The following is a 24,234-nucleotide window of genomic DNA, read 5'->3' as shown; positions in this document are numbered from 1 at the left end:
GTTTCGAAGCATCTGCGCACCGAGGCACCGCCACGCTGACGCGCCGGCGCACCACCGCACCGCACACGCGCGAGCGGGGCTGGGCGCGGCAGCCGGTCCGTTGACCGGGCCGGCGCGGTTCTGCAGCATGCGATTCGGATGGCGGCGCCGACGAACGATCCACTCCCCTGCTGGTCGTCGGGAGAAAACGCTTCTCGCCGGGGGTCGCGGGCGGAATGCCCGCTCTTTTCGGGCCGCGCGGCGTTGCACCCGCGCCGCTTTTGCGGGTTTCATCGTTTCATGCGGTGCCGCACCCGATCGCGGCATGTGATCTGACTGGTTCGAAAGGTGTGACGCGATGACGATTTCATCGAGCATCCCGCATCGGATGCGCGCCTCCATGCTCGCGCTGACCGTTGCGGCGGCAGCGACAGCCGCGCTATTCGGCGGGCCGACCAGCGCCCGTGCCCAGGACGTGACGCTGATCAATGTCTCCTACGACCCGACCCGGGAGCTCTACCGCGCCGTCAACGACGCTTTTGCCAAGGAATGGCAGTCCAAGACCGGCCAGAGGGTTACGATCCGCGCCTCGCACGGCGGCTCCGGCCGACAGGCGCGCGCCGTGATCGACGGACTCGACGCCGACGTGGTGACGCTGGCGCTCGCCGGCGACATCGACGCCATCGCGCGCGAATCCAAGAAGCTGCCCGACAATTGGCAGACGCGCCTCCCCAACAACGCCTCGCCCTACACCTCGACCATCGTGCTGCTGGTCCGCAAGGGCAACCCGAAGGGCATCAAGGACTGGGACGACCTCGCCAAACCGGGCATCGCGGTGATCACGCCGAACCCGAAGACCTCGGGCGGCGCGCGCTGGAACTACCTGGCCGCCTGGGCCTTCGAGCTCGACCGCAGCAAGGGCGACGTCGCCAAGGCCAAGGAGCTGGTCGGGGCGATCTATCGCAACGTGCCGGTGCTCGACACCGGGGCGCGCGGGTCGACCACCACGTTCGTCCAGCGCGGCCTCGGCGACGTGCTGATCGCCTGGGAGAACGAGGGCTTCCTGGCCCAGCAGGAGTTCGGCGCCGACAAGTTCGACATCGTCTATCCGTCGCTGTCGATCCTGGCCGAGCCGCCGGTCGCGCTGGTCGACCAGGTGGTCGACAAGCGCGGCACCCGCGTGGTCGCCCAGGCCTATCTGGACTTCCTCTACTCTCCCGCCGGCCAGCGCATCATCGCGGCGAATTTCTACCGGCCCTCGAAGCCCGAGCACGCCGCGCCCGAGGACATCGCCCGCTTCGGCAAGGTGAAGCTCGTCACCATCGACGCGGTGTTCGGCGGCTGGACCAAGGCGCAGGCCGAGCACTTCGCCGACGGCGGCGTCTTCGACCAGATCTACAAGCCCGGCACGCCGTCGCGATGAGCCTCGTCGCGACCGCGGCCGCTCCGACCTGGCGCTTCAAAAAGCCGAGCGCGCTGCCTGGATTCGGCATCACGTTCGGCTTCTCGGTCGTCTATCTCTCGCTGATCGTGCTGATTCCGCTCGCCGCCCTCGTCCTGCGGGCGAGCGGCCTCGGGATCGGCGGGATCTGGCGCGTCGCCACCACGCCGCGCGTGCTGGCGGCGCTGGAGACGAGCTTCGGGCTGTCGCTCGCGGCCGCCGCCGTCAACGCGGTGTTCGGACTTCTGGTCGCCTGGGTGCTGACCCGCTACGCCTTCCCGGGCCGCCGCCTTCTCGACGCCATGGTCGACCTGCCCTTCGCGCTGCCGACCGCAGTCGCCGGCATCTCGCTCGCCGCCATCTATGCCCCGAACGGCTGGATCGGCAGCCTGTTCGCGCCGTTCGGGATAAAAATCGCCTTCACGCCGCTCGGCATCTTCATCGCCCTGGTGTTCGTCGGCCTGCCCTTCGTGGTGCGCACCGTGCAGCCGGTGCTGGCGGATCTCGACCGCGAGATCGAGGAAGCCTCCGCCACGCTCGGCGCGACCCGGCGGCAGACGATCGTCCGGGTCGTGCTGCCGACCCTGCTGCCCGCCGTGCTGACCGGCTTCGCGCTCGCCTTCGGCCGCGCCGTCGGCGAGTACGGCTCGGTGATCTTCATCGCCGGCAACCTGCCGTTCCGGTCCGAGATCGCGCCGCTGCTGATCGTCATCCAGCTCGAGGAGTTCAACTACGCGGGCGCCACCGCGATCGCCTCGATCATGCTGCTGATCTCCTTCCTGTCGCTGCTCGCCATCAACCTGTTGCAGGGCTGGAGCCGGCGGAGGTTCGGGCATGTCTGAGACGACACCCGAAGCGCTGTCGGAGGATCCCTCCGGGGCGGCGTCGCGGCTGCGGCGCCGGGCGGCGGCGCGATCGATCATCGACGAGGCGCCAGCCACCCGCGTCGTCCTGGTGGCCCTCGCGGTCGGCTTTCTCCTGCTGTTCATCCTGCTGCCGCTGGTCGCCGTGTTCGTCGAGGCCTTCCGCCGCGGCCTCGATCATTATCTGGCGTCCTTCGCGGATCCCGACACTCAGGCGGCGATCTGGCTCACCCTGACGGTCGCGGCGATCGCGGTGCCGCTCAACCTGGTGTTCGGCATCTGCGCCGCCTGGGCGATCGCCAAGTTCGAGTTCCCCGGCAAGAGCCTGATGATCACCCTGATCGACCTGCCCTTCTCGGTGTCGCCGGTGGTCTCGGGGCTGGTCTTCGTGCTGCTGTTCGGCGCCCAGGGTCTGTTCGGCAAATGGCTGGCGGCGCACGACCTGCAGATCATCTTCGCGGTGCCGGGCATCGTGCTCGCCACCGTCTTCGTGACCTTCCCGTTCGTCGCCCGCGAGCTGATCCCGCTGATGCAGGAGCAAGGCACCGCCGAGGAGGAGGCCGCCCTCACGCTCGGCGCCTCGGGCCTCAAAGCCTTCATCACCGTGACGCTGCCGAACGTGAAATGGGCGCTGCTCTACGGCGTTCTTCTGTGCAATGCGCGCGCCATGGGCGAGTTCGGAGCCGTCTCGGTGGTGTCCGGCCACGTGCGCGGCCTGACCAACACGATGCCGCTCCACGTGGAGATTCTCTACAATGAGTACAACTTCGTCGCTGCCTTTGCGGTCGCCTCGATCCTGGCCGGACTCGCCCTCGTCACCCTCCTGGCCAAATCCATCCTGGAATGGCGCTACGGTGACGCCCTCAGCCGGACCCGTCTATACTGAGCGGGTGAACACGGTCGCCATTCGGGCCGAGGGGCTGGAGAAGAGGTTCGGCGGCACGCCCGCACTGACCGGCGTCGACCTGTCGGTCGAGGCCGGGGAGCTGGTGGCGCTGCTCGGACCGTCGGGCTCGGGCAAGACGACGTTGCTGCGCATCGTCGCCGGGCTCGAGCGACCGACCGCCGGCCACGTCTATTTCGGCGGCGAGGACGCGACCTATGTGCCCGTGCAGGCGCGCCGGGTCGGCTTCGTGTTCCAGAGCTACGCGCTGTTCAAGCATCTCGACGTCGCCGGCAACATCGCCTACGGGCTGAAGGTGCGGCCCCGCCATCTGCGGCCGAGCCGCGCCGACATCCGCCGGCGCGTGTCGGAGCTTCTCGATCTCGTCCAGCTCGGCGGGTTGGAGCGGCGCTTCCCCTCGCAGCTCTCCGGCGGCCAGCGCCAGCGCGTCGCGCTCGCCCGCGCGCTCGCGGTCGATCCCAAGGTGCTGCTGCTCGACGAGCCGTTCGGCGCCCTCGACGCCCAGGTCCGGCGCGATCTGCGGCGCTGGCTGCGCGACCTGCACGATCGCACCGGCCACACCACGCTGTTCGTCACCCACGACCAGGACGAGGCGCTGGAGCTGTCCGACCGGGTCGCCATCCTCGACCGCGGCCGCATCGAGCAGATCGGCACGCCGGACGACGTCTACGACCGACCGGCCACCGCCTTCGTGGCCGGATTCATCGGCGAGGCCGTGCGGCTCCCTGTCGAGGTCGTCGCCGGCGCCGTGAAGATCGGTCCGCATACGCTGCCGACCCGCACGGGGACCACGTCCGGCGCAGCCGCCCTGTTCGTGCGGCCGCGCGACCTCGTGCCGTCGGACGCCCGCCACGGGCTGCCGACCCGCGTCACCGGCCTGCGCCGTGCCGGACCGGCGCGCCGCGCCGAGCTCCTGATCGCCGAGGGGCTGCCGACCATCGAAATCGAGCTGCCGCCCGACCTCTCGGTCACGCGCGGCGAGCTCCTGCACGTGCAGTTCCGCACCCTGCGGCTGTTTCCGGCATAGTCGCTGCGGCCGCGGTCCCGGCGCCCAGGTCCTGGACGGAACGATGATCGCAGCCCGATCCGGGAAAAGGGCGACCGAGAGAGCGCGACCTGAAACATGAGACCGCCGTCGAAAGGCAGCACATGACGCATTCCTTTTTAGAGATGTATTTGCCTTGCGGGCGCGAGCGCGGATGGGCGCACGATCGCGCCGTCTTGTTGCCGTCCTGCAACGCTTCGACCAATTCGCGAACAATCCCGGTTTACTGATTGCCCGACGTCTTCAACGCCGGACCGATGCCCGATAAGGTGGCATTAACCTATTATTAATCGTCTGCGCCGGTATGCGTCGGTCCATGCTGGCCAGTCGTGATTTGCAACAAGGTTTCGATGCGACGGGCCAGACGAGCGCCGCAGTACGGAAGCCGTGACCTCACGGCCCTGCGCACCGTCGTGGCATCGTCCGTCACGCGCCTGCGCGCCACGCTCCGGCGCACGATGCCGGCATCGCGCCTCGCAATCCTGTGGCTCGCGACCTGCGCGCTGATGTTCCAGGCGATTGTCCCGACCCACCTGGTCGGAACGCCTGCCGACCCGCTCGACCGCATCATCCTCGCATCGCTGTGCCATCCGGGCCAGGACGGCGCACCGGACCCGTCCGGGCCGGACGATCCGTCTGCCAAGACCTGCCCGCAGTGCATCTTCTGCATTCCGGGGCACAGCCTGCTCGCGCCGCAGCAGAGCGTGTTGCGGCTGCCGGGGCTGACACATCCCCACGTCCTCGTCCCGCAATGGACGGCTGCACCCGAATTCCGACGGGAGCACGAACGTCCGGCGGCGCGCGCCCCGCCCGCGACGGCCTGACCGGCCGATCCCTGCCCGGAGTCGTGGCGACCGCCGTCGCCAGCACTGGCAGGCCGGCACGTCGACGTCGTCGCGAGCACGAGCCGATCCCTTCGGTTCAGCGCCGACGACATCCCCGTCGTGATCGCGTCTCGAACGCCATCGAGGACTCCTTCCATGCGTTCCGTTCCATGCCCCCGCCGCCGCGGGCGGCTCATGCTGACGACTGCGCTCTTGTCTCCCACACTCGCTCTCGCCACCGTCGCGGCGATGCCGCAGCCCGCGCGAGCCCAGACGGCGACCGTGGTGCCACCCGTCACGGTCGAGACCGAGAAGCCGAAGCCGCGCCCACAGCGGTCCCGCGCCGCCACGTCGCGCCGCGCCGCGCCGGCGACGCCGGTGCCCGCGGCAGTTGCTCCCTCACCTGCCGGCCCGGCCGGCGGCGCCGCGACGGCGAGCGGCCCGTCGGTCCCGGTCAACACCGCCACCATCTCGGCTGCCGGGGCGTTCTCGCGCGCCCTCGGCACCAGCGACACGGCATCGCTCATCGATCTGATCCCGGGCGGCGCAACCTGGGGGGCCGGCGGGGTGTCGAGCCTGCCCGCCATCAACGGCCAGGGCGCCGACCGGGTGCAGGTGGCCGTCAACGGCATGCTGCTCGGCCCGGCCTGCCCGAACGAGATGAATCCGCCGCTCTCCTTCGTGAACCCGGCGCAGATCTCCAACCTGAAGGCCTATGTCGGGGTGTCGCCGGTGAGCGTCGGCGGCGACTACACGGCCGGCAAGGTCGTGGTCGAGACCGCAGCACCCCAGTTCGCGCCCACCTCTGCCTTGGTGACGTCGGCCACCGTGTCTGGCTTCTACCGCAGCATCAACAACAGCTACGGCGCCGACGCCAACGCCTCCATCGCCAATGCCGACACGGCCGTGACCTATGCGGGCGGCTGGGTCAAGGCGAGCGACTACAAGGCGGCCGACGGCACCAAGGTGAAGTCGACGCTCTACGAGATGCAGAACCACGCCCTGACGATCGCCAAGCGCACCCTCGACAGCCAGTACACGGTCCAGATCGGCGGCCAGTTCATCCCCTACCAGGGCTATGTGAACCAGTGGATGGACATGGTCTACAACCGCGGCCTGTTCGCCAACGGCAAGTACGAGGGCCGGTTCGACTGGGGCAATCTGGAGGCGACCGCCTTCGTCCACCAGACCCGCCACACCATGGGGTTCATCGAGCCCGACAAGACCGGCAACATGCCGATGGACACGAGGTCGCTGGACACCGGCTATTCGGTCAAGGCGATCATCCCGGTGTCGCAGCAGGATCTGCTCCGGGTCGGCAACGAGCTGAACTACAATCATCTCGACGACTGGTGGGATCCGGTCCCCGGCTCGATGATGATGTCCCCCAACGTGTTCTGGAACATCAACGACGGCCGGCGCGCCCGGGTCGGGACCTTCGTCGAGTGGGAACGCCGGTGGTCTCGCGACTGGACGACGGTGATCGGACTGCGCAACGACATCGTCGCGATGAACACCGGTCCGGTTCAGGGCTACAACATGATGATGTACGGGGCCGATGCGACCGCGTTCAACAAGCTCGATCGTGGTCGCACCGACGTCAACATCGACGGGTCGGCGCTCCTTCGCTACACGCCGGACGATTGGAGCGTCTACGAGGTCGGCGTCGCCCGCAAGACGCGTTCGCCCAATCTCTACGAGCGCTACACCTGGTCGACCAACATGATGGCCATGTCGATGATCGGCTGGTTCGGCGACGGCAACGGCTATGTCGGCAATGTCGATCTGGTCCCCGAGAAAGCCCACACGGCGAGCTTCACGTTGGGCTGGCACGATCTGGCCAACAAGGTCTGGGAGGTGAAGGTCACGCCCTACTACACCTATGTGCAGGATTACATCGACGTCGACCGCTGCCCAGTGAAAGCCGGCTCGATGACCTGCTCCGCCATGAACCAGACGACGACCAACAACTTCGTCTATTTGCAGTTCGCCAATCACGACGCATGGCTCGCCGGCGTCAATCTCGCCGGCAAGGTCGCGGTGTGGGACGACCTGGCCTATGGCCGCGGGGTGCTGCGTGGGACGCTCGGCTATGTGCGCGGCCAACGCACCGACGGCATCAATCTCTATCACGTGATGCCGATCAACGGGCGGATCGGTCTGGACCACACGCTCGGCGGCTGGACCAACTCGGTGGAGGTGCAGCTCGTCGGCACCAAGAACGAGGTCAGCGAGGTGCGCAACGAGCTCACCACACCGGGTTACGCGCTGGTGAACATCCGCACCGGCTATCAATGGAAGAACGTCCGGATCGATGCCGGCATCGACAATCTGTTCAACAAATACTACTGGCTCCCGCTCGGCGGCGCCAACCTGGTCAACTACGACGGCGCTTGGGGGTACAGCGTGTTGGGACCTGGGCGCTCCTTCAACAGTCGCCTGACCGTCACGTTCTGATCAGCCCGGAGGCCGGCCCGGGCGCCCGCCCGCGGCCGGCCTCCATCGCATACGAAATCCGTTCGTCGTCATTCCGGGGCGCACCGGAGGTGCGAACCCGCAATCCAGCAACGGATGCCGAGGACGTGGCTGGATTCCGGGTCCGGCGCTCCGAAGTCGGCTGCTGCCGACTTCGGCACCATACGGTGCCGATCCCGGGTAGACCCGGGATCGGTGCGCCGTCCTGGAATGACCACCGAAGGGATCAACCGGGTCCCGTATCAGAGGCGCGCAAGAATGGATATCGTGACGCTGTCGCCCTGGGGCCTGTTCGTGCAGGCCGGCCCGGTCGTCAAGGGCGTGATGATCGTGCTGCTCGCCGCCTCGGTGTGGTGCTGGGTCGTCGTCGTCGAGTCGATCGTCGTGCTTCGCCGCCTCGACGGCGCGCTGCGCGCCGAGCGCACCGCCGGCGACGACGGCGGCCCCACGCTGCTGTCGCCGGTCTTCGCGCCGACTGCGGCCGGCGCCGCGACGCTGCTTGCCGGCGAGCCGCCCGGGGAGGCGAGGCGGCGTCTCGCCGAGACGATGACGCGGGCGGCCCGCACCCTGCTCGCCGACGCCGAGCGCGGCCTGCCCAATCTCGCCGTCGTCTCGTCGGTCGCCCCGTTCGTCGGCCTGTTCGGCACCGTATGGGGCATCATGGCGAGCTTCGCCGGCATCGCCGAGGCCAAGGAGACGAGCCTCGCGATCGTCGCACCCGGCATCGCCGAGGCGCTGGCCGCGACCGCCTACGGCCTCGCCGCGGCGATTCCCGCCTCCGCCGCCTACAACTGGCTCGGCACGGCGTTCGCCCGCCGCGGCCGCACCCTCGCAACTCTGATCGAAGAGCGCGCAGCGGCGGCCACCTCGGCGGCGCCGCTCGCCGCGCCGCGCCGGTGATTCATGCCGCTTCCGTCGACCGAGGATGCGGAGCTCGGCGCCCACCGGCCGCACGCCGACATCAACGTGACGCCGCTGGTCGACGTCATGCTGGTGCTGCTGATCATCTTCATGGTGACGGCGCCCATGCTGGTCGCCGGGCTGCCGGTCGATCTGCCGCGGGCCGGCGCGGCGCAGCCGGTGGTGCGCAAGCCGCCCGTAGTCGTCACGGTCACCAAGGACGGCCGAACCCTGGTCGACAGCGACGAGGTGGCGTCGGACCAGCTCGCCGCCGTCACCCGCACCCGCCTCGGCGACGCGACGGACCGCACCGTCTACATCCAGGGTGACCGCGACACGACCTATGGCCGCGTCATCGCGGTGGTCGATCTGCTCGCCGAGGCCGGTGTGCCGAAGGTGGTGATGATCGTCGACCGCGCGCCCCCCAAGGCGCCGGGAGCCGTCCCATGACGGCGCGGCTGCGGCCGCCTGCGCTCCGCGTGGCCGCGCTGGTCGTCGTGTCGGCCGTGCATGCGGTGGCGTTCGGCGGCCTGGTGCGCCTTCCGGCCCCCGGGGACGCGGCCCCCGATCGCCTCGAGATCGGCGTCGTCGCCCGCGGCGAGATCGCGCTCGACGCGAAGGCGCTGCCGGTGCCGGACCAGATTGCCGCCCAGCCGAGCGAGGCGCCGCCGGCACCGCAGCAGCAGCCGAACGTCCCGCGTTCGGCGGCCGAGCCCACACCGCCCGATCAGCTCCCGCTGCAGCCCACGCGCGAGCCGGAAGCGCCGCAGCCGGAGCAGACGACGCTCGTCGAGCAGATCACGCCGGAGACGCCGGCCGTCGCAGCGGCCGGGACCGCGGCCCCGACCGCACCGCCAGCGACCGCATCGGCGCAGCGCATCGGCGCCGAGGACGCCAGGCTCGACTCCTCCCATGCCGCCGAGGCCCGCTACGCCGCGCTGGTCTCGGCGGCGATCAATCGCGGCAAGCACTATCCGGCCGGGGCGCGCCGGCGCGGCGCCCGGGGAATGGTCACCGTGTCGTTCCGGGTCGACCGGACCGGGCGGGTGGTGAGTCACGCGATCACGCAGTCATCGGGAGACGATGCGCTGGACGCCGCCGCAATCCACATGGTGACGGCTGCCGCGCTGCCCCGGCCGCCGGGCGAGCTCTTCTCCGGCGCCGTGGTGATCAGGTTCCGCTTTGCCGAGTAGGAGCCCGGAGACCGGAACGGCGGCCGGACCGGACAGCCGTGATCGCCTCACGCAAACGCGGGCGTGCGCGCCGGCGGGCGGGCCTCGGCCGGCGGGCCGGGCACCGGATAGGCGGTGCTCGACTTGATCCGCTCCATGGCGAAGCGCGAGGTGACGTTCTTGAGCGGCACCGTCTCGATCAGCTTCTTGTAGAAGGTGTCGTAGGCGCCCATGTCGGCCACCACGACGCGCAGCATGTAATCGACGTCGCCGGCCATCCGGTACACGTCCATGACCTCCGGCAGCGACGAGATCGACGCCGCGAACGTGTCGAGCCATTCCTTCGAATGGTCGCTGGTCTCGATCGAGACGAACACCGTGAGGCCGAGCCCGATCTTCTCGGGCGACACCAGCGCGACCCGCCCGGTGATCACCCCGTCGGCCTCCAGCCGCTGGATGCGCTTCCAGCACGGCGTCTGCGACAGGTGCACCTGCTTGGCCAGAGCGGCCAGGGTGATGCTGGCGTCGCGCTGCAGCACCGTGAGGATCCGACGATCCACCGCGTCCACCTTGCGGACCTGCGGTTTTGTGACATCTTGTTTCATGAACATTCGCTCTTGCAGAATAGATTTTCTTCAGCACGTCATTTAACGTGCCTGAGTAAAAAATATTTCTCTTCAAAAGGCAAGAGCGATGGTTCCGGCGGGCCCGGCGTGGCCCGCCGGGCAGACATGTCGCGGTCAGGCGCCGAAGACGAAACGTGTGCCGACCGCCGAACGGACGACCTTGCTCGGCAGCTCGCGGCGGAGGATGTCGTAGAAGGCGTCGCCCGAGCAGTGCCCCGGCAGCAGGAAGTCGGGATCGAGCTCCTTGAAGGCCGTCACGACGTCGCGGAAATAGACGTCGCTCAGCGGCGGAACCAGATGGAAGCCGCCGATCACCGCATGCACCCGGCTGACGCCCGAGGCCTCCTGGGCCTGCCGGACGGCATTGAGGACGCCGCGGTGGCTGCACGAGGTCAGCACCACCAGCCCCTTGTCCCGGACCACGTAGTTGGTGGCGATCTCATGGTCGAAGTCGTCGGGCACGTAGTCGCCGGTCGCCTTGGCGGGCGACACCCGCTCGGGGAAACAGCCGAAGCCGTTCGTCACGCCGACCTTCTCGCGGGTGGGCTGCAATGGCTTCTCGAAGGTGCGTTGCACGATCCGGCCGGTCGTGAAGGCATGGTCGGCCACCACGGCGGGGCCATCGGTCAGCATCAAGGCGAGATCCGCATCCGTGATCGCCTGCCGGTCGAGCGCCCCGAACTGGCCGCCGATCGAGCTCGTCCGGACGCAGAACGCATCCTCGCCGCCGACGAAGAACGGCAGGCGCCGCTTGAGACGGCCCTTGTTGGCCGCCAGGAACCCGGTGAGGCCGCCGAAATGGTCGTAGTGCCCATGGCTCAGCACCAGCGCGTCGAAGCGCGCCGGGTCGATCTTCAGGATGTCGAGGTTGTTGAGCAGCGTCTCCGGCGTGTAGCCGAAGTCGACCAGCACGTGGCGAACCTCGCTGCCGCGCTGTGATTCCGCGTGCATTGCGAGCCCCCACTCGCCGGCGAGCGCAGTCCGCGGCGGCCGGTCGGGAGACTGGTTGCCGGCCGCCCGCTCCACCCGCAATCCCGGGAGCGACTGCCCCGGCACGAACTGGACGACGATGTTGTCGGTGACGATGCGGACCGCCAGCCGATCGACCTCGGGCACGGGCCCGGCGAGCGCCTGCGCGCGAGCCGTCCGCGCCTGACCGACCAGCGTGGCGACCAGGGCCGACACGAAGCCCGCGCCGCCCGCGCACAACACACCGCGTCGCGACAATGTCGCCGATCCCGGTGCACAATCGCATCGTCCGAACAGCATGCTATTCTCCTTCGTCGCGCGTACCGAACGCGCGGCGATATGCTAGCAGAGGCAGGCTGAATCAGAACGAGCCGGATCTTCTCTTCTGCTGCCTGCTGATAGGTGTTGCTGCTCCGCAGCAAGCGGCCGAGGCCTCATGCGGCGGCTGCGGCAGATCATCCCTGACGCCTCTGCGGACGAGGCGGAACCTGAACGCATCATCGATGAGGAAAGCCTGATGAGGATCGCCCTTCACGTGCCTTACGGCGCCGAGGCCTTTGTCGACGCGCTGCGGGCCGTGCCCGGCGTCGCCCCCGTGGTGGCCGGCGACAAGGACGCGCTGCGCGCCGCGCTCGCCTCCGCCGACGCCCTCGCCGTGATGGCGAGCCTCTACGACCAGGCGACCGCCGATGCGGTGGCGGCAGCGCCCAAGCTCGGCTGGATCCATTTCGTCTCCTCGGGCGTCGACCCGCTGCTGCGCTTCGCGCCGCCCGCGAACGTCGTCGTCACCAATTCGGCCGCCGCCTGGGCCCCGACCGTCGCCGAGCATGCCGTGACGCTGCTCGCCGCGCTGGTGCGCCAGATTCCCGGTGCGTTCGCAGCGCAGCGCGAGCGTCGCTGGGCCAATGCCGAGCTGCGGCCGCGCATGTGCTCGCTCGAGGCCTCGACCGTGGCTCTGCTCGGCTTCGGCGCCATCGGCCAGCAGATCGCCCGACGCCTGAAGGCCTTCGACGCGCATGTGATCGCGGTCGCCCGCACCAGGCGCAATCACCCCGACGCCGACGAGTTCGCGACGGTCGACGAGATCGCACAGGTGCTGCCGCGCGCCGACGCCGTCATCGCCGTGCTGCCGTCGACACCGGAGACGCGTGGATTTCTCGATGCGGCCCGGCTCGCGCTGCTGCCCCCCGGCGCGCTCCTCGTCAATGTCGGGCGCGGCGACACGGTCGACCAGGCGGCCCTCGCCGCCGCGCTGCTCGACGGGCGTCTCGGCGGCGCCGGGCTCGATGTGTTCGAGCGCGAGCCGCTGCCGGCCGACAGCCCGCTGTGGACGATCGACAACCTGATCGTCACGCCGCATCTCGCCGGCATCGGCAGCCGGGCGCTGACTGGCCGCCTGGCAGCAGTCTGCGCCGACAATGCACGGCGCGCCGTGAAGGGGCGTCCCTTCGCGACGCCGGTCGACGTCTCCGCCCTCGGCGCGTGACCGGCTGGTCGGACCTCGCCACGGCGACGGCCGCTCCGGCGGCCGTCACGACTTGGCGAACGATTCGGAACCGTGCATTCTGGCGCCGTTTCAGCCCATCCGTTGCAATCTCCATAAAACATCGGGAGGACATCGTGAGCAGGATCGCGTGTTGGCTCGCGGCCGGCATGGTCGCGCTGGCCGGCTTGACCTCGGCACAGGCGCAGCAACCGGCAGCCCCACCGGAGAAGGTGAGCCTGCTGCTCAACTGGTATCTGTACAGCGAGCATGCGCCGTTCTTCCTCGGGCGCGAGCGCGGCTATTTCGCCCAGGAAGGCATCGACCTCGACATCCAGGAGGGCCGCGGCTCGACGCCGACCGTGCAGGCGGTCGCGGCCGGCACGGTGACGTTCGGCTATGCCGATCTCTCCTCCGCCGTGAAGGCCGCCGCGGTCGGCGCCCCCGTGGTGGTGATCGGCGTGCTGCTGCAGAAGAGCCCGATGGCCGTGATGGGGCTTTCCGAGCGCAACATCCGCACGCCGCAAGACATGCGGGGCCGCACGGTCGCGCTCACCCCCGGGGATTCGCTGTCCCAGGTATGGCCGCTGCTGCTCAAGAAGACCGGGCTGAGCGAAAGCGACGTCAAGGTGATCGGCGGCGACATGCAGACCAAGCTCAACGCCGTGATCAACGGCCAGGTCGACCTCATGCTGGGCTACCTGATGGACCAGAACATGCGGATCGAGAACGCCACCAAGAAGCCCGTGCACGTGATCCCGTTCTCGGACTACGGCGTGAACCTGGTCAGCTCCAGCATCATCGCCTCCAAGGAGACCGTCACGGCCAAGAGCGACCTCGTGCGGCGCTTCATGCGGGCCGCGACACGCGCCGTCGAGGAGGCCGAGAAGAACCCGGAGGCCGCCGTCGACGCGATGCTGAAGGCCAACATCAAGGCGGGCGACCGCGACTCCCTGATCAGGGGGCTCAAGCTGACCATCCCGCTCTACCACACGGCGGAGACCCAATCGCTCCGCCCGTTCCGCGTGAGCCCGGAGAGCATCGCCGACTCGCTCACGATGCTCTCCGAGTATGGCGGGCTCGACAAGACTGCGCCGGCCCGGGCGCGCGACTTCGTCATCCTCGACTTCCTGCCGAACTGAGCCCGCAGGCCGCCCGCCGCGTCCGCGTCCTGCGCGGGCGCGGCGGCGGCGCGGTCGTGCCGCTCCCTCCCCGCCCCCCCTCACTCGCCGCGATCCCTCTCACTGTCCCGAGGACTGCAACCGATGACCGCCGCCCCGCCCCGCATTCTCACCACCACGGTCGGCTCCTATCCGGTGCCCGACTGGCTGATCCAGGCGCCGTCCGAGCAAGCTCTGCTCGACGCCACGCGGGTGGTGCTCGCCACCCAGGAGGAGGCCGGGCTCGATCTGGTCTGCGACGGCGAGCTCTACCGCTTCGACCTCGATCATCCCGAGACCAACGGCATGATCGAGTATTTCACCACGCCGATGAGCGGCATCCGGCGCGATGCGACCTTCCAGGAGCTGCTCGCCTACCGGGGCGAGGCCGGCATGAGCTTCCGCACGCGCCCGCCCGGCGTGATCGACGGGCCGATCGGCAGCGGCACGCTCGACCTGCCCGACGCCTGCACGCGGGCGCGCCGGCTCACCGACAAGCCGTTCAAGTTCACGGTCACGGGCCCGCACATGCTGTCGAAGACGCTGCTCGACCGCCACTACGGAAACGACCGGGCCGCCATCGCCATGGCGATCGCCGACGTGCTGGCCGAGCAGGTGCAGCATATCGACGCCGACGTGGTGCAACTCGACGAGGCCAATCTGCCCGGGCATCCGGAGGAATGGGAGTGGGCCGCGGCCGCCGCCAACCGCGTGCTCGACTGCATCAAGGGCAAGGCCGCCGTGCATCTGTGCTTCGGCAACTATGGCGGGCAGTCGATCCAGCGCGGCGGCTGGGACCGGCTGCTGAACTACCTGAACAGCCTGCATGTCGACCATATCGTCATGGAGAACGCGCACCGCCCGGTCGAGGAGCTCGCCGCGTTCAAGGAGCTGCGGAGCGACATCGGCATGGGCCTCGGCGTCGTCGACATCAAGCGAACCGAGATCGAATCCGCCGAGACGATCGCGCGCAGCCTGGAGCGGGCCGCCGCGCTGCTCGGGCCGGGGCGCGTGCGCTACATTCATCCGGACTGCGGGTTCTGGATGCTGAAGCGCAACATGGCGGACGGCAAGATGCGGGCCCTGGTGCGCGGCCGCGACCTGTTCGAGGGCCGCTGCTGATCAGGTAGCGTCTCGCATCGGGCGGTTGGACCGCCCGATGCGCCCCGGCGCCGGGACGTGATCACGAAACAATGTCGGCGCCTTAACAAATCGTTATCGAGGCGAACCCGAGCAATCCCGAAGGCTGACGAGCGGCGCCGAGCCCGATCACGATCAGGTCCGGTGATCATCCAGAGAGGTCACGCCGTGCTTCGGCCCGACCTCTTTCACGAGGCGCGCGCCACGAATTACACCTGAAAGGTTTACATCCGCGTCGTGATGAGATAACCGAAGCATTCCTTTGCAGCCGCGCGATGGTCGTCATGCGTTTCATCGTGTCGTGATGCGGACCGCTGGACCGCATCACCGAAGACCGCAAAATTGACGACCGCAACATCGCAAGACCGCAACAGCGCAATTTGGAACCAGCCATAATCAAGGAGTCATCGATGGCACGAGCGACCACCGCCAAGCGTCCGAGCGCACCCAAGAAGAAGGCCCCCGCCGCCAAGAAGGCGACCGCAGTCAAGAAGGCGGCCGCAGTCAAGAAGGCGCCCGCCAGCAAGACGGCGGCGACCGCCAAGAAGGCCGGCGCTTCGAAGCGGCGCGGCTGGACCAAGGACGACGTGAAGGAGCTGAAGGGGCTCGCCAAGCAGAAGCTGCCGACCGCGAAGATCGCAAAGGCGCTGAAGCGCACCGAAGGCGCGACCCGCCAGAAGGCCTACTCGCTCGGCGTCTCCCTCGACTCGCGCCGCTGAGAGCCCGACCAGCAGGGCTTCGGCGGTTCGCCGGAGCTTTGCACGGGCGATGTATTCGAGATTTGAGCTGAGATCCGGGCCTGGACTGGCCCCGATCTCCGTTTCCGAAAGCACGGGCGAGCCGAGACGCACGGAAAGACCGTGCGGACTTGATGCCTCCGGCCCGCGAGTGGGGACTCCGGGCCTTCGTCCGCCCCCCGCCTCGCTGATCTTCTCCAACATCCGTCCATAGTGCTGATCGTCCGTATGTCTGACCGTCGACAGTGCTGATCCGTCGACAGTCCTGCGTGGGAAGTGTCCCACGCCGTCACGGCGCGTCTCAGTTGTCGGCGAGCGACGCCGATTCCGCGCGGACGAGATCGTCGAGGCCGGCGCCGAAAGCAAGATGCTGACGGCGCCGATCGCGCAGTCGCGTTGTTCACGATCTGTTGCGGCAAATGCGACCAGTGCCGGGGCGGTTACGCCTCGGTCTGCGAACGCGGCGTTCGCGACACGTGACCGTTCGCCATGATGATGAAGGCGGACCTGACGATCCGCACAGGCCGGGCTCTCGTCGGCCGCCGGACCGACGATGTTTCGAAGCGCATCGCCGAAGGCGAGGTCGACCCGACCGTCGTGATCACGCAGACCGGGACGAGCCCGGCCATGACGACGTGATCGACCGGATCGGCGGTCAGGAGCGGCCGCCGCCGGGTCGGCCCTTGTCGGGCGGCGTGTTGCCCAGGCCGGCGCGCCGCAGCGCGTCGGCGAGCGCGCCGCCGCCGGACGAGCCGGCGTCACGGCCCTGCGGCCGTGTCGCGTTGCGCACGTCGCGGGCGCTGGCCCCGGAACGCCCCGCACCGGAGCGCTGCGTATCCTGCCCGGGCTGGTCGTCGAGCCGCATGGTCAGCGCGATGCGCTTGCGCGGCTTGTCGACCTCGAGCACCTTGACGCGCACGACGTCGCCCGGCTTCGCCACCTCGCGCGGGTCCTTGACGAAGGCCTTCGACATGGCCGAGACGTGGACGAGCCCGTCCTGGTGCACGCCGATGTCGACGAAGGCACCGAACGCCGCCACATTGGTGACGACGCCCTCCAGGATCATGCCGGGCAAAAGATCGTCGAGCGTCTCGACGCCCTCCTTGAACACCGCGGTCTTGAACGCGGGCCGCGGATCGCGTCCGGGCTTCTCCAGTTCGCGAAAAATGTCCGTGACGGTCGGCAGCCCGAAGGTCTCGTCGACGAACGCCTTGGGTGCAAGGCCGCGCAGCACCGTGGCGTTGCCGATGACCGCCTTGATGTCGCTCTTGGTCGCCAGAAGAATGCGCCGCACCACCGGATAGGCTTCGGGATGCACGCCCGAGGCGTCGAGCGGATCGTCGCCGTTCGGAATGCGCAGGAAGCCGGCGCACTGCTCGAACGCCTTGGGGCCGAGCCGCGGCACCTCCTTCAGGGCTTTTCGCGTCGCGAACGGCCCATTGGAGTCGCGGTGCAGCACGATGTTCTGGGCGAGCCCGGCCCCGATGCCGGAGACGCGGGCGAGCAGCGGCGCCGAGGCCGTGTTGACGTCGACCCCGACCGCGTTGACGCAGTCCTCCACCACGGCGTCGAGCGAGCGCGACAGCTTCCCCTCGCTGAGGTCGTGCTGATACTGCCCGACCCCGATCGACTTCGGGTCGATCTTCACCAGCTCGGCGAGCGGGTCCTGCAGGCGGCGGGCGATCGAGACGGCGCCGCGCAGCGTCACGTCGAGCCCGGGCAGCTCCTCGGACGCATAGGCCGAGGCCGAGTAGACCGAGGCGCCGGCCTCCGACACCACGATCTTGGCCACCTTCAGCTCGGGATGCTTGCGGATCAGCTCGGCCGCGAGCTTGTCGGTCTCGCGCGAGGCGGTGCCGTTGCCGATGGCGATCAGCTCGACCTTGTGGGCGCGCACGAGCGCCGCGAGCGTGGCGATCGAGGCGTCCCAGCGGCGCTGCGGCTCGTGCGGAAAGATGGCGTCGGTGGCCACCACCTTGCCGGTCGCATCCACCACGGCGACCTTGACGCCGGTGCGGAAGCCCGGATCGAGCCCCATGGTGGCGCGGGTGCCGGCGGGCGCGGCGAGCAGCAGGTCGCGCAGATTGGCGGCGAACACCAGCACCGCCTCCTCCTCGGCCGCCGTCCACAGGCGCAGCCGCAGGTCGATGGTGAGGTGCACGAAGATCTTGGTGCGCCAGGCCCAGCGCGCCGTGTCGACGAGCCAGCGGTCGGCCGGCCGGCCGCGGTCGGCGATGCCGACCCGGTGCATGATCGTCAGCTCGTAGGGGCTCGGCGCCGTGCTCGCGCCGCCGGCCCCGGCGTCCTCGCCCTCGATCTTGACGTCCAGCATCTCCTCGCGCTCGCCCCGGAACATCGCCAGGATGCGGTGCGACGGCAGCTTGGCGAGCGGCTCGGAGAAGTCGAAATAGTCAGAGAACTTGGCGCCCGCCTCGGCCTTGCCGTCGCGGACCTTGGAGACCAGCTTTCCGCCCGACCACAGCGCCTCGCGCAAGGATCCGATCAGGTCGGCATCCTCGGCGAAGCGCTCGACCAGGATGGCGCGGGCGCCATCGAGCGCGGCGGCGACGTCGGCGACGTTCTTGTCGGCATCGACGAAGTCGCGGGCGATCACCTGCGGGTCGTTGGTCGGGTCGGCGAGCAGACGCTCGGCCAGCGGGCCGAGGCCGGCCTCGCGGGCGATCTCCGCCTTGGTGCGGCGCTTCGGCTTGAACGGCAGGTAGATGTCCTCGAGCCGCGCCTTGCTGTCGGCCGCGTTGATGGCGGCCTCGAGGGTCGCGTCGAGCTTGCCCTGGCTTTTGATCGACTCGAGGATGGCGGTGCGGCGCTCCTCCAGCTCGCGCAGGTAGCGCAGCCGCTCTTCGAGCGTGCGCAGTTGGGCGTCGTCGAGCGCGCCGGTCGCCTCCTTGCGGTAGCGCGCCACGAACGGAACCGTGGCGCCGCCGTCCAAGAGCCCGACGGCCGCCTCGACCTGCTGCTCCCGAACCCCGAGCTCGTCGGCGATGCGGCGATTGATGGTTGCGGTCAACGTCGTCCTCCCCGGCCTGGTCCCGGCGGGCGGCCGAACGGGCCGCGACGCCGGGGGCTGGGGTATGCCGGACGCCGGCACGATTCCGCAACCCCCCCGGACGAAGGGGCGGGACCGCGGCGGACGACTCGTCACACGGCTGTGTAACCGCCGTCGATCAGGAGGTCGGAACCGGTCATGAACGAGGATTCGTCACTTGCCAGGAACACGGCGCCGGTGGCGACCTCGTCGGGCGTGCCGAGCCGGCCCAGCAGGGTGTGGTGGCTGGCGCGCGCCGCTTCGACGGTGGCGAAATTCTTCAGGTACCGCCCGGTCTCGACCGGGCCCGGCGACAGGGTGTTGACCCGGATGCCCTGGGCCGAGTGGTCGACCGCCATCGCCTTGGCGAGCTGGACCAGCGCGCCCTTGGCGGCGCAGTACCAGGGGCGTCCGGGCCGGGCGACGCGGGCCTGCTGCGACGCCACCAGGACGATGCTGCCGCCCCCGCCCCGCTCCATCACCGGGATGGCGTGCTTGGAGAGCAGGAAGCTCGAGTCGAGATTGACCGCGAAGGTGCGCCGCCAGTCGGCGAGCGACAGCGTGGTCAGCGGCGCCAGCGGCAGGTCGAACACGGCGTTGGAGACCAGCACGTCGAGCCGGCCGAACTCGGAGACGGCCCGGGCCACCGCGGTCTCCGCCGTGGATTCCTCGGCCACGTCGGCGACCAGCGTCGACACCCGCCCGCCGGCGCTGCGGATCGCCGCCGCGGTCGTCTCCAGCGGCTCGGCCGCGATGTCGAGGATGACGACGGCGGCGCCCTCGGCGGCGAACTGGCGGCTGATCGCCCCGCCGATGCCCCCGCCAGCCCCCGTGACGATGGCGACCTTCCCCTGCAGACGACCCATGACTGTTCCTCTTTTTTTGAGTCCGAGACAGCCTCTTACACGCTGCCCCGCGCACCCGGCCAGCGGGCGCCGCGACGGACCTGCCCCGCGATTTTGCCGGGCGGCCGCGACCTTCGCCCGCTCTCTCGGCCCGCCCGCGGACCTGATCACGTGGCGGAAGACACCACCTGATCACCCGTTCGGCCGTGTTCATTAACTCGCTATCAGCAGTCTTCGTGAGACAGTGGTGTTTCTCCACATGTCGATCGGGACGCCGGTGGCGAGCCCGACCCGACACATCGTGGTGCCGGGGAGCGAGCGACGGCGTCGCGGTCCGCGAAACAGGACCGTCGGTGCCGACGTCTCCAGCGATGGCGAGGAGGACGCGGTGCCGACCCGATCGAGCCCGCTGCGGCCGCAGCTCACCGATACGCTCTGGCGCCGGGGCATTCTGGTGCTCGACGACGATGCGGCCGTGCGCCGCACCATCTGCGCCATCGCCGACCGGGCCGGCTGGGCCTCGATCACGGCGCCGTCCTTCGCCGAGGCCGAGTCGCTGCTCGGGACGGAAAACTTCGGCTGCGTCGTCACCGACGTGGCGATCGAGGGCATCCCGGTCGACGGCTTCCTGCACACGCTGGCCGACCTCTGCTACACGGCCCCGGTGCTGCTGGTCGGAGCTGGCGGTGCGGCGCTGCGGAACGCCGCGGCCGACCTCGCCTTTCGGCTCGGCCTCAACACCTGCCACCCGATCGCCAAGCCGATCGAGCTCGCCACGCTGGCGATCCGGCTGTCCCGCATCGACACCCGCCTGCAGGCCGGCTTCACCGGCTGCTGCTCCCGCGACTGCCACTGGCACAAGGCCGCCGAGGTGGAGCCGGAGACGCCGGCCCGGGCGGCGGAATAGCACCGCCGGCGGCGTCGTGACGGCGCACGCTCAGCGGTCGATCGGCGCGCCCTTCGGCCCCTCGAGGCGATAGACCGCATAGGTCTCGATCGGCACGCCGCGCCGCGTCCGCGTCAGCCGGGCGAGCTCCTCGAACACCGCATAGCGCGCCCGCACGCCGTTCGGGAAATCGCATTCCGCCAGACAGACATAGAGCACCGGGCCACGGAACAGCGCCGGATCGGGCGGCGGCTCCTGGACCCAGCGGATGCCCTCGTGGAACTGCACGACCGGCGGACGGCTCGGCAGATAGAACGACAGCCAGCCGGTCGCCGCATAGGTCTCGGTCATCACGACGGGGGCGCCCTCGCGCACCCGGATCGCGTCGATCTCGGCCGCCAGCGCCGGCCAGCCGGCGCCGAGCTGGCGGGCGCTCGGGTCGACCCGTCCGAGCGGCACCAGGCCGAACAGCGCCTGCAGATAGATGACGGCCGTCAGCGCCAGCCCGACCGGCACGGCGAGCCGGGCCGACCAGCGGGCGAGCATCGCCCAGCCACCCGTCCACGCGACCGTATGGGCCGCCGCCGCGGCGGCGACGACGAAGGCCGGGAACAGCGGCGCGGTCCAGTTGCCTTCCACGCGGGCATGCAGCGAGTGCCAGAGGAAATACAGCGTCAGCGGCCAGAACAGCGCGCCGACGAGCACCCGCACCGGCCGCTCGGCGCCCTCGCCGCGGGCGAAGGCAAAGAGGCCCATCAGGCCGAGGACCGCGATCGACGGCGTCGCCAGGCCGAACTGCGCCGCCAGGTGCTCGCCCAGATACCGCAGGGTCCAGTCGTCGACGACGGCCCGGCCGAACTGCTTGGCGAAGGACGCCCAGTCGTGGCCGGCGTTCCAGATCACCACGGGGGCGAACAGGGCGAAGGCGACGATGCCGCCGAGATAGGGCCACGGCGTCAGCAGCCAGCGCCGCTGCGCCGGGACGAACAGCAGAAAGATCAGGATGCTGACGCCGAAGAACAGCGTCGTGTATTTCGACAGGAGCGCGAGCCCGACCGCGACGCCGACGGCGAGCCACCAGGCGCCCTGCCCGGTCTGCAAGACCTTGACCAGGAAGAGCAGCACGAAGGCGGCGGCGACGATCAGCGGCGCGTCGGGCGTGACGACGATGGTGCCGACCGCCACGATCAGCGTGCTGTTGAAGTAGAGCGCCGCGGTCGGCCCGGCCCTCCGGTCAGGGATCAGGATTGCGGCCGAGCGCCACACCGCGAAGGTCGCCGGGACGGCGAGCAGCACCGAGACGATCCGGATGCCGAGCGCCGTGTCGCCCGCCAGCATGGTGCCGAGTCGGATGACGACGGCGACCATCGGCGGATGGTCGAGATAGCCGCCGGCCAGGTGCTTGGACCACAGCCAGTAATAGGTCTCGTCGAAGGCGAGCGGCGCAACCGCGGCGGCGGCGAGCCGGATCGCCACCAGGACGGCGATCAGGCCGGCGGCATAGAGACCGAAGCGGTCCCCCTCGGAGCGGGCGTCGAGCGTCAGGGCATCGGGCATGCGGGCATCACGCGGCGAGGTTCTTCAGGAGGGATGGCCGACCGGACCGGATCAATGGGCGCGCCAGACGAAGGCGGCGCTGACGACGTAGTTCCACACCGCCCCCATGGCGGCGCCGCCGAGGCCGGCGATCCACCATTTCGGCCCGTAGTCGTAGATCCAGGTCGCCGCTCCGACATTGGAGATCGCACCGACCGCGCAGATCGCCTGGAAGCGCAGCAGGCCAGCGGCAGCGCGCCAGCCGGTGAGACGCTGATCCCGGTAGGTCAGGCTGTTGTTCAGGACGAAGTTCCAGGTGATGGCGACGAGCGTCGCGACCGTCTGGGCGAGCGTGAAGCTCGCCGTGCCGGCCGCCAGCACCAGCGCCAGCGCCGCCATGTGGACGGCGACGCCGGTCGAGCCGACGAAGCAGAACAACAGGAAGCGCAACGACACCGCATCGTTGGTCAGCTTGGCGATCACCAGCGCGGCGTAGTCGAGCGCGACGCGCATATCGAGCTTGCTCTGGCCGTGCAGGCGGTCGCGGAACACATAGGGCAGCTCGGCCGTGCGCAGCCGGCCGCCGGCCGTCGCGACGATGTCGAGCAGCAGCTTGAAGCCCTGCGACGACAGATCGGGTGCCAGCCGCTCGACCACGTCGCGGCGGAGCATGAAAAAGCCGCTCATTGGATCCGTCAGCGTCACGCCGAGCAACTTTTGGGCGAGCAGCGACGACCAGCGACTCGCCAGCGCGCGGCTCGCCGTGAACACGCCAGCGTCGCCGCCCGGCACGTAGCGGCTGGCGACGACCAGGTCGACATCGCCCTGGCGGAGCCGGTCGAGCATAGCGCCGAGCAGGCTCTCGTCGTGCTGGAGGTCTGCGTCGATCGAGGCGACCCAGCGGGCCTGGCTCGCCATCATGCCTTCGAGCAACGCGCCCGACAGGCCGCGTCGGCCGACGCGCCGGATGCAGCGCACGCGATCGTCGGTCGCGCCGATGGCACGAACCACGGCCGCCGTGTCGTCCGGCGAGTTGTCGTCGACGACGATCATCTCCCAGGCGACCCCGGCGAGCACGCGCCGTACCCGCTCGACCAGCACCGGGACATTGGCGCTCTCGTTGAAAGTCGGCACCACCAGCGTCAGCTCCGGCGCCGGGCGCATCACCTCGGCGTCGAGCGCCGCAACGGGAGGTCGGGGCGACGCGACCATTGACTCGGAATCCATGAGCGTCCTTCACCACGCTGTCGTGGCAGCGCCCGGAAGGCAACTGCGACTCTCGACTTGGTTCGCCCGCGGACCATCGGGACGCGATGACGTCACGGAGTGGCCGGCGGGAACCCGTTCAGAGCGGCCACAGCCCTAGCTGAACGTGCTGACGCCCAGCTTACAACAGCCCTGCCCGGCGTGTCGTCGGGCCTGTCCTGCAAAGACGCCATGGCAGCATTCGGCCGATCGCCCGACCGCAAGTGCACGGGCCGTCGACGGTCGATCCACGTCGTGCCGAGTGCTTTTGAATATTGCGGTGCAGTATAAACGATCTCGCCCTGCACAATTGGCCGATATTGCTCGGCGAGACAGGCCATCGTTTGTTGCATAGGTCATTATTACCTCACGGACATTTGCGGGTATTTCGGCTTGCCGCCGATCAGAGGCGTAGGCACTGTGCTGCTCCCGCCCATCGACGTCGCATCGAAACGGCAGCTTCGCGAGACTCAGAACCGAAGCGCCCAAGGGAGACGCCCGCATGTCGATCGCCTTTCGCGTGAACGGACGACAGGTCACGGCCGATGCCGATCCCGAGTCGCGCCTGCTCTGGTACCTGCGCGACCAGCTCGAGCTGACCGGCACGCGCTACGGCTGCGGCTCCGGCCTGTGCGGCGCCTGCATGGTGCATGTGAACGGCGAGCGCGCCTTCTCGTGCCAGACGACGCTGCGGGACATCGCCGACAAGTCGGTGACGACCATCGAGGGCCTGTCGCCGGATTCGAGCCACCCGGTCCAGAAGGCATGGCTCGCCGAGAGCGTGCCGCAATGCGGCTACTGCCAGTCCGGCCAGATCATGAGCGCGGCCGATCTCTTGGCCAAGACGCCGAACCCGACGCGCGACCAGATCGTCGAGCACATGAGCACCAATCTGTGCCGTTGCGGCACCTATCCGCGGATCGTCAAGGCGATCGAACGCGCCGCCCGGGAGGCCTGA

The 24,234-nt window shown here is 69.4% G+C and carries 22 protein-coding genes; 16 read left to right on the top strand and 6 right to left on the bottom strand.

Annotated elements, in window-relative coordinates; genetic code table 11:
• The first annotated feature begins 337 nt into the window (after positions 1-337).
• The 9 genes from HXX10_RS11545 to HXX10_RS11505 all read left to right on the top strand — a co-directional run bounded on the left by HXX10_RS11545 (position 338) and on the right by HXX10_RS11505 (position 9,624).
• Positions 338-1,402, top strand: a complete 1,065-nt coding sequence (locus HXX10_RS11545; RefSeq protein WP_296522356.1) for a sulfate ABC transporter substrate-binding protein — start codon at positions 338-340, stop codon at positions 1,400-1,402.
• Complete coding sequence (cysT, locus tag HXX10_RS11540) at positions 1,399-2,262, top strand: sulfate ABC transporter permease subunit CysT (protein ID WP_296522355.1); 864 nt, start codon at positions 1,399-1,401, stop codon at positions 2,260-2,262. The genes HXX10_RS11545 and cysT overlap by 4 nt, the downstream gene beginning before the upstream one ends.
• Positions 2,255-3,169 carry a sulfate ABC transporter permease subunit CysW gene (gene cysW, locus HXX10_RS11535; protein ID WP_296522354.1) on the top strand — a complete coding sequence of 305 codons (915 nt, stop codon included), beginning with the start codon at positions 2,255-2,257 and terminating at the stop codon, positions 3,167-3,169. The genes cysT and cysW overlap by 8 nt, the downstream gene beginning before the upstream one ends.
• Positions 3,170-3,188: 19 nt before the next feature.
• Positions 3,189-4,214: a sulfate/molybdate ABC transporter ATP-binding protein gene (locus HXX10_RS11530; RefSeq protein ID WP_296522449.1), complete on the top strand. Its 1,026-nt coding sequence runs from the start codon at positions 3,189-3,191 to the stop codon at positions 4,212-4,214.
• 368 nt (positions 4,215-4,582) lie between these two features.
• On the top strand, positions 4,583-5,056 hold the full coding sequence (locus tag HXX10_RS11525) for a hypothetical protein (RefSeq protein WP_296522353.1): 474 nt from the start codon (positions 4,583-4,585) through the stop codon (positions 5,054-5,056).
• A 195-nt stretch (positions 5,057-5,251) separates the two neighbouring features.
• Complete coding sequence (locus HXX10_RS11520) at positions 5,252-7,513, top strand: TonB-dependent receptor (RefSeq protein WP_296522352.1); 2,262 nt, start codon at positions 5,252-5,254, stop codon at positions 7,511-7,513.
• Positions 7,514-7,789: 276 nt separating this feature from the next.
• The gene (locus tag HXX10_RS11515) at positions 7,790-8,431 is read left to right on the top strand and encodes a MotA/TolQ/ExbB proton channel family protein (RefSeq protein ID WP_296522351.1); all 642 of its coding nucleotides are present in this window, start codon (positions 7,790-7,792) and stop codon (positions 8,429-8,431) included.
• 3 nt (positions 8,432-8,434) lie between these two features.
• The gene (locus HXX10_RS11510) at positions 8,435-8,881 is read left to right on the top strand and encodes a biopolymer transporter ExbD (RefSeq protein WP_296522350.1); all 447 of its coding nucleotides are present in this window, start codon (positions 8,435-8,437) and stop codon (positions 8,879-8,881) included.
• A complete protein-coding gene (locus tag HXX10_RS11505; RefSeq protein WP_296522349.1) occupies positions 8,878-9,624 on the top strand; it encodes an energy transducer TonB in 747 nt (248 codons plus the stop codon). The genes HXX10_RS11510 and HXX10_RS11505 overlap by 4 nt, the downstream gene beginning before the upstream one ends.
• A gap of 47 nt (positions 9,625-9,671) precedes the next feature.
• On the opposite strand, the gene HXX10_RS11500 is transcribed toward HXX10_RS11505, so the two are convergent.
• Together HXX10_RS11500 and HXX10_RS11495 are read right to left on the bottom strand one after the other, a co-directional pair.
• Positions 9,672-10,172 carry an Lrp/AsnC family transcriptional regulator gene (locus HXX10_RS11500; protein WP_296522448.1) on the bottom strand — a complete coding sequence of 167 codons (501 nt, stop codon included), beginning with the start codon at positions 10,170-10,172 and terminating at the stop codon, positions 9,672-9,674.
• Positions 10,173-10,343: 171 nt separating this feature from the next.
• A complete protein-coding gene (locus HXX10_RS11495; RefSeq protein WP_296522348.1) occupies positions 10,344-11,456 on the bottom strand; it encodes an MBL fold metallo-hydrolase in 1,113 nt (370 codons plus the stop codon).
• Between the two features lie 259 nt (positions 11,457-11,715).
• On the opposite strand from HXX10_RS11495, the gene HXX10_RS11490 reads away from it, so the two are divergent.
• The 5 genes from HXX10_RS11490 (at position 11,716) to HXX10_RS11470 (ending at position 16,357) form a co-directional block, all read left to right on the top strand.
• Complete coding sequence (locus tag HXX10_RS11490) at positions 11,716-12,684, top strand: NAD(P)-dependent oxidoreductase (protein WP_296522347.1); 969 nt, start codon at positions 11,716-11,718, stop codon at positions 12,682-12,684.
• Positions 12,685-12,818: 134 nt separating this feature from the next.
• Complete coding sequence (locus tag HXX10_RS11485; protein ID WP_296522346.1) at positions 12,819-13,823, top strand: ABC transporter substrate-binding protein; 1,005 nt, start codon at positions 12,819-12,821, stop codon at positions 13,821-13,823.
• A gap of 123 nt (positions 13,824-13,946) precedes the next feature.
• On the top strand, positions 13,947-14,963 hold the full coding sequence (locus HXX10_RS11480; RefSeq protein ID WP_296522345.1) for a cobalamin-independent methionine synthase II family protein: 1,017 nt from the start codon (positions 13,947-13,949) through the stop codon (positions 14,961-14,963).
• A gap of 428 nt (positions 14,964-15,391) precedes the next feature.
• Positions 15,392-15,700: a hypothetical protein gene (locus HXX10_RS11475; protein ID WP_296522454.1), complete on the top strand. Its 309-nt coding sequence runs from the start codon at positions 15,392-15,394 to the stop codon at positions 15,698-15,700.
• 507 nt (positions 15,701-16,207) lie between these two features.
• The gene (locus tag HXX10_RS11470; RefSeq protein WP_296522344.1) at positions 16,208-16,357 is read left to right on the top strand and encodes a hypothetical protein; all 150 of its coding nucleotides are present in this window, start codon (positions 16,208-16,210) and stop codon (positions 16,355-16,357) included.
• A 16-nt stretch (positions 16,358-16,373) separates the two neighbouring features.
• Here the strand turns inward: HXX10_RS11470 and HXX10_RS11465 are convergent, their stop codons facing one another.
• Together HXX10_RS11465 and HXX10_RS11460 are read right to left on the bottom strand one after the other, a co-directional pair.
• A complete protein-coding gene (locus HXX10_RS11465; protein ID WP_296522343.1) occupies positions 16,374-18,746 on the bottom strand; it encodes a Tex family protein in 2,373 nt (790 codons plus the stop codon).
• Between the two features lie 131 nt (positions 18,747-18,877).
• Positions 18,878-19,630 carry an SDR family NAD(P)-dependent oxidoreductase gene (locus tag HXX10_RS11460; protein ID WP_296522342.1) on the bottom strand — a complete coding sequence of 251 codons (753 nt, stop codon included), beginning with the start codon at positions 19,628-19,630 and terminating at the stop codon, positions 18,878-18,880.
• A gap of 367 nt (positions 19,631-19,997) precedes the next feature.
• Between HXX10_RS11460 and HXX10_RS11455 the strand changes: the two genes are divergently transcribed.
• Positions 19,998-20,516 carry a hypothetical protein gene (locus HXX10_RS11455; RefSeq protein WP_296522341.1) on the top strand — a complete coding sequence of 173 codons (519 nt, stop codon included), beginning with the start codon at positions 19,998-20,000 and terminating at the stop codon, positions 20,514-20,516.
• A 30-nt stretch (positions 20,517-20,546) separates the two neighbouring features.
• Here the strand turns inward: HXX10_RS11455 and HXX10_RS11450 are convergent, their stop codons facing one another.
• Together HXX10_RS11450 and HXX10_RS11445 are read right to left on the bottom strand one after the other, a co-directional pair.
• The gene (locus HXX10_RS11450; protein ID WP_296522340.1) at positions 20,547-22,052 is read right to left on the bottom strand and encodes a glycosyltransferase family 39 protein; all 1,506 of its coding nucleotides are present in this window, start codon (positions 22,050-22,052) and stop codon (positions 20,547-20,549) included.
• Positions 22,053-22,103: 51 nt separating this feature from the next.
• Positions 22,104-23,195 (bottom strand): glycosyltransferase family 2 protein, encoded by a 1,092-nt coding sequence (locus HXX10_RS11445; protein WP_296522445.1) that lies wholly within the window; start codon positions 23,193-23,195, stop codon positions 22,104-22,106.
• A 583-nt stretch (positions 23,196-23,778) separates the two neighbouring features.
• On the opposite strand from HXX10_RS11445, the gene HXX10_RS11440 reads away from it, so the two are divergent.
• On the top strand, positions 23,779-24,234 hold the full coding sequence (locus HXX10_RS11440) for a (2Fe-2S)-binding protein (protein ID WP_296522339.1): 456 nt from the start codon (positions 23,779-23,781) through the stop codon (positions 24,232-24,234).

Source organism: Rhodoplanes sp. (assembly GCF_013377085.1).
In the GTDB taxonomy this organism is placed as follows: Bacteria; Pseudomonadota; Alphaproteobacteria; order Rhizobiales; family Xanthobacteraceae; genus Rhodoplanes.
The sequence above is the reverse complement of the archived record's forward strand: the minus strand, read 5'-3'. Positions and strand labels throughout refer to the sequence as shown.

Excerpts from the sequence above, each read along its gene's own strand:
- HXX10_RS11545 (WP_296522356.1), top strand. The coding sequence starts at position 338 with ATGACGATTTCATCGAGCATCCCGCATCGGATGCGCGCCTCCATGCTC.
- HXX10_RS11480 (WP_296522345.1), top strand. The coding sequence starts at position 13,947 with ATGACCGCCGCCCCGCCCCGCATTCTCACCACCACGGTCGGCTCCTAT.
- HXX10_RS11515 (WP_296522351.1), top strand. The coding sequence starts at position 7,790 with ATGGATATCGTGACGCTGTCGCCCTGGGGCCTGTTCGTGCAGGCCGGC.
- HXX10_RS11470 (WP_296522344.1), top strand. The coding sequence starts at position 16,208 with ATGATGATGAAGGCGGACCTGACGATCCGCACAGGCCGGGCTCTCGTC.
- HXX10_RS11440 (WP_296522339.1), top strand. The coding sequence starts at position 23,779 with ATGTCGATCGCCTTTCGCGTGAACGGACGACAGGTCACGGCCGATGCC.
- HXX10_RS11505 (WP_296522349.1), top strand. The coding sequence starts at position 8,878 with ATGACGGCGCGGCTGCGGCCGCCTGCGCTCCGCGTGGCCGCGCTGGTC.
- HXX10_RS11510 (WP_296522350.1), top strand. The coding sequence starts at position 8,435 with ATGCCGCTTCCGTCGACCGAGGATGCGGAGCTCGGCGCCCACCGGCCG.
- HXX10_RS11490 (WP_296522347.1), top strand. The coding sequence starts at position 11,716 with ATGAGGATCGCCCTTCACGTGCCTTACGGCGCCGAGGCCTTTGTCGAC.
- HXX10_RS11525 (WP_296522353.1), top strand. The coding sequence starts at position 4,583 with ATGCGACGGGCCAGACGAGCGCCGCAGTACGGAAGCCGTGACCTCACG.
- HXX10_RS11475 (WP_296522454.1), top strand. The coding sequence starts at position 15,392 with ATGGCACGAGCGACCACCGCCAAGCGTCCGAGCGCACCCAAGAAGAAG.
- HXX10_RS11445 (WP_296522445.1), bottom strand. The coding sequence starts at position 23,195 with ATGCGCCCGGCGCCGGAGCTGACGCTGGTGGTGCCGACTTTCAACGAG.
- cysW (WP_296522354.1), top strand. The coding sequence starts at position 2,255 with ATGTCTGAGACGACACCCGAAGCGCTGTCGGAGGATCCCTCCGGGGCG.
- cysT (WP_296522355.1), top strand. The coding sequence starts at position 1,399 with ATGAGCCTCGTCGCGACCGCGGCCGCTCCGACCTGGCGCTTCAAAAAG.
- HXX10_RS11460 (WP_296522342.1), bottom strand. The coding sequence starts at position 19,630 with ATGGGTCGTCTGCAGGGGAAGGTCGCCATCGTCACGGGGGCTGGCGGG.
- HXX10_RS11450 (WP_296522340.1), bottom strand. The coding sequence starts at position 22,052 with ATGCCCGATGCCCTGACGCTCGACGCCCGCTCCGAGGGGGACCGCTTC.
- HXX10_RS11520 (WP_296522352.1), top strand. The coding sequence starts at position 5,252 with ATGCTGACGACTGCGCTCTTGTCTCCCACACTCGCTCTCGCCACCGTC.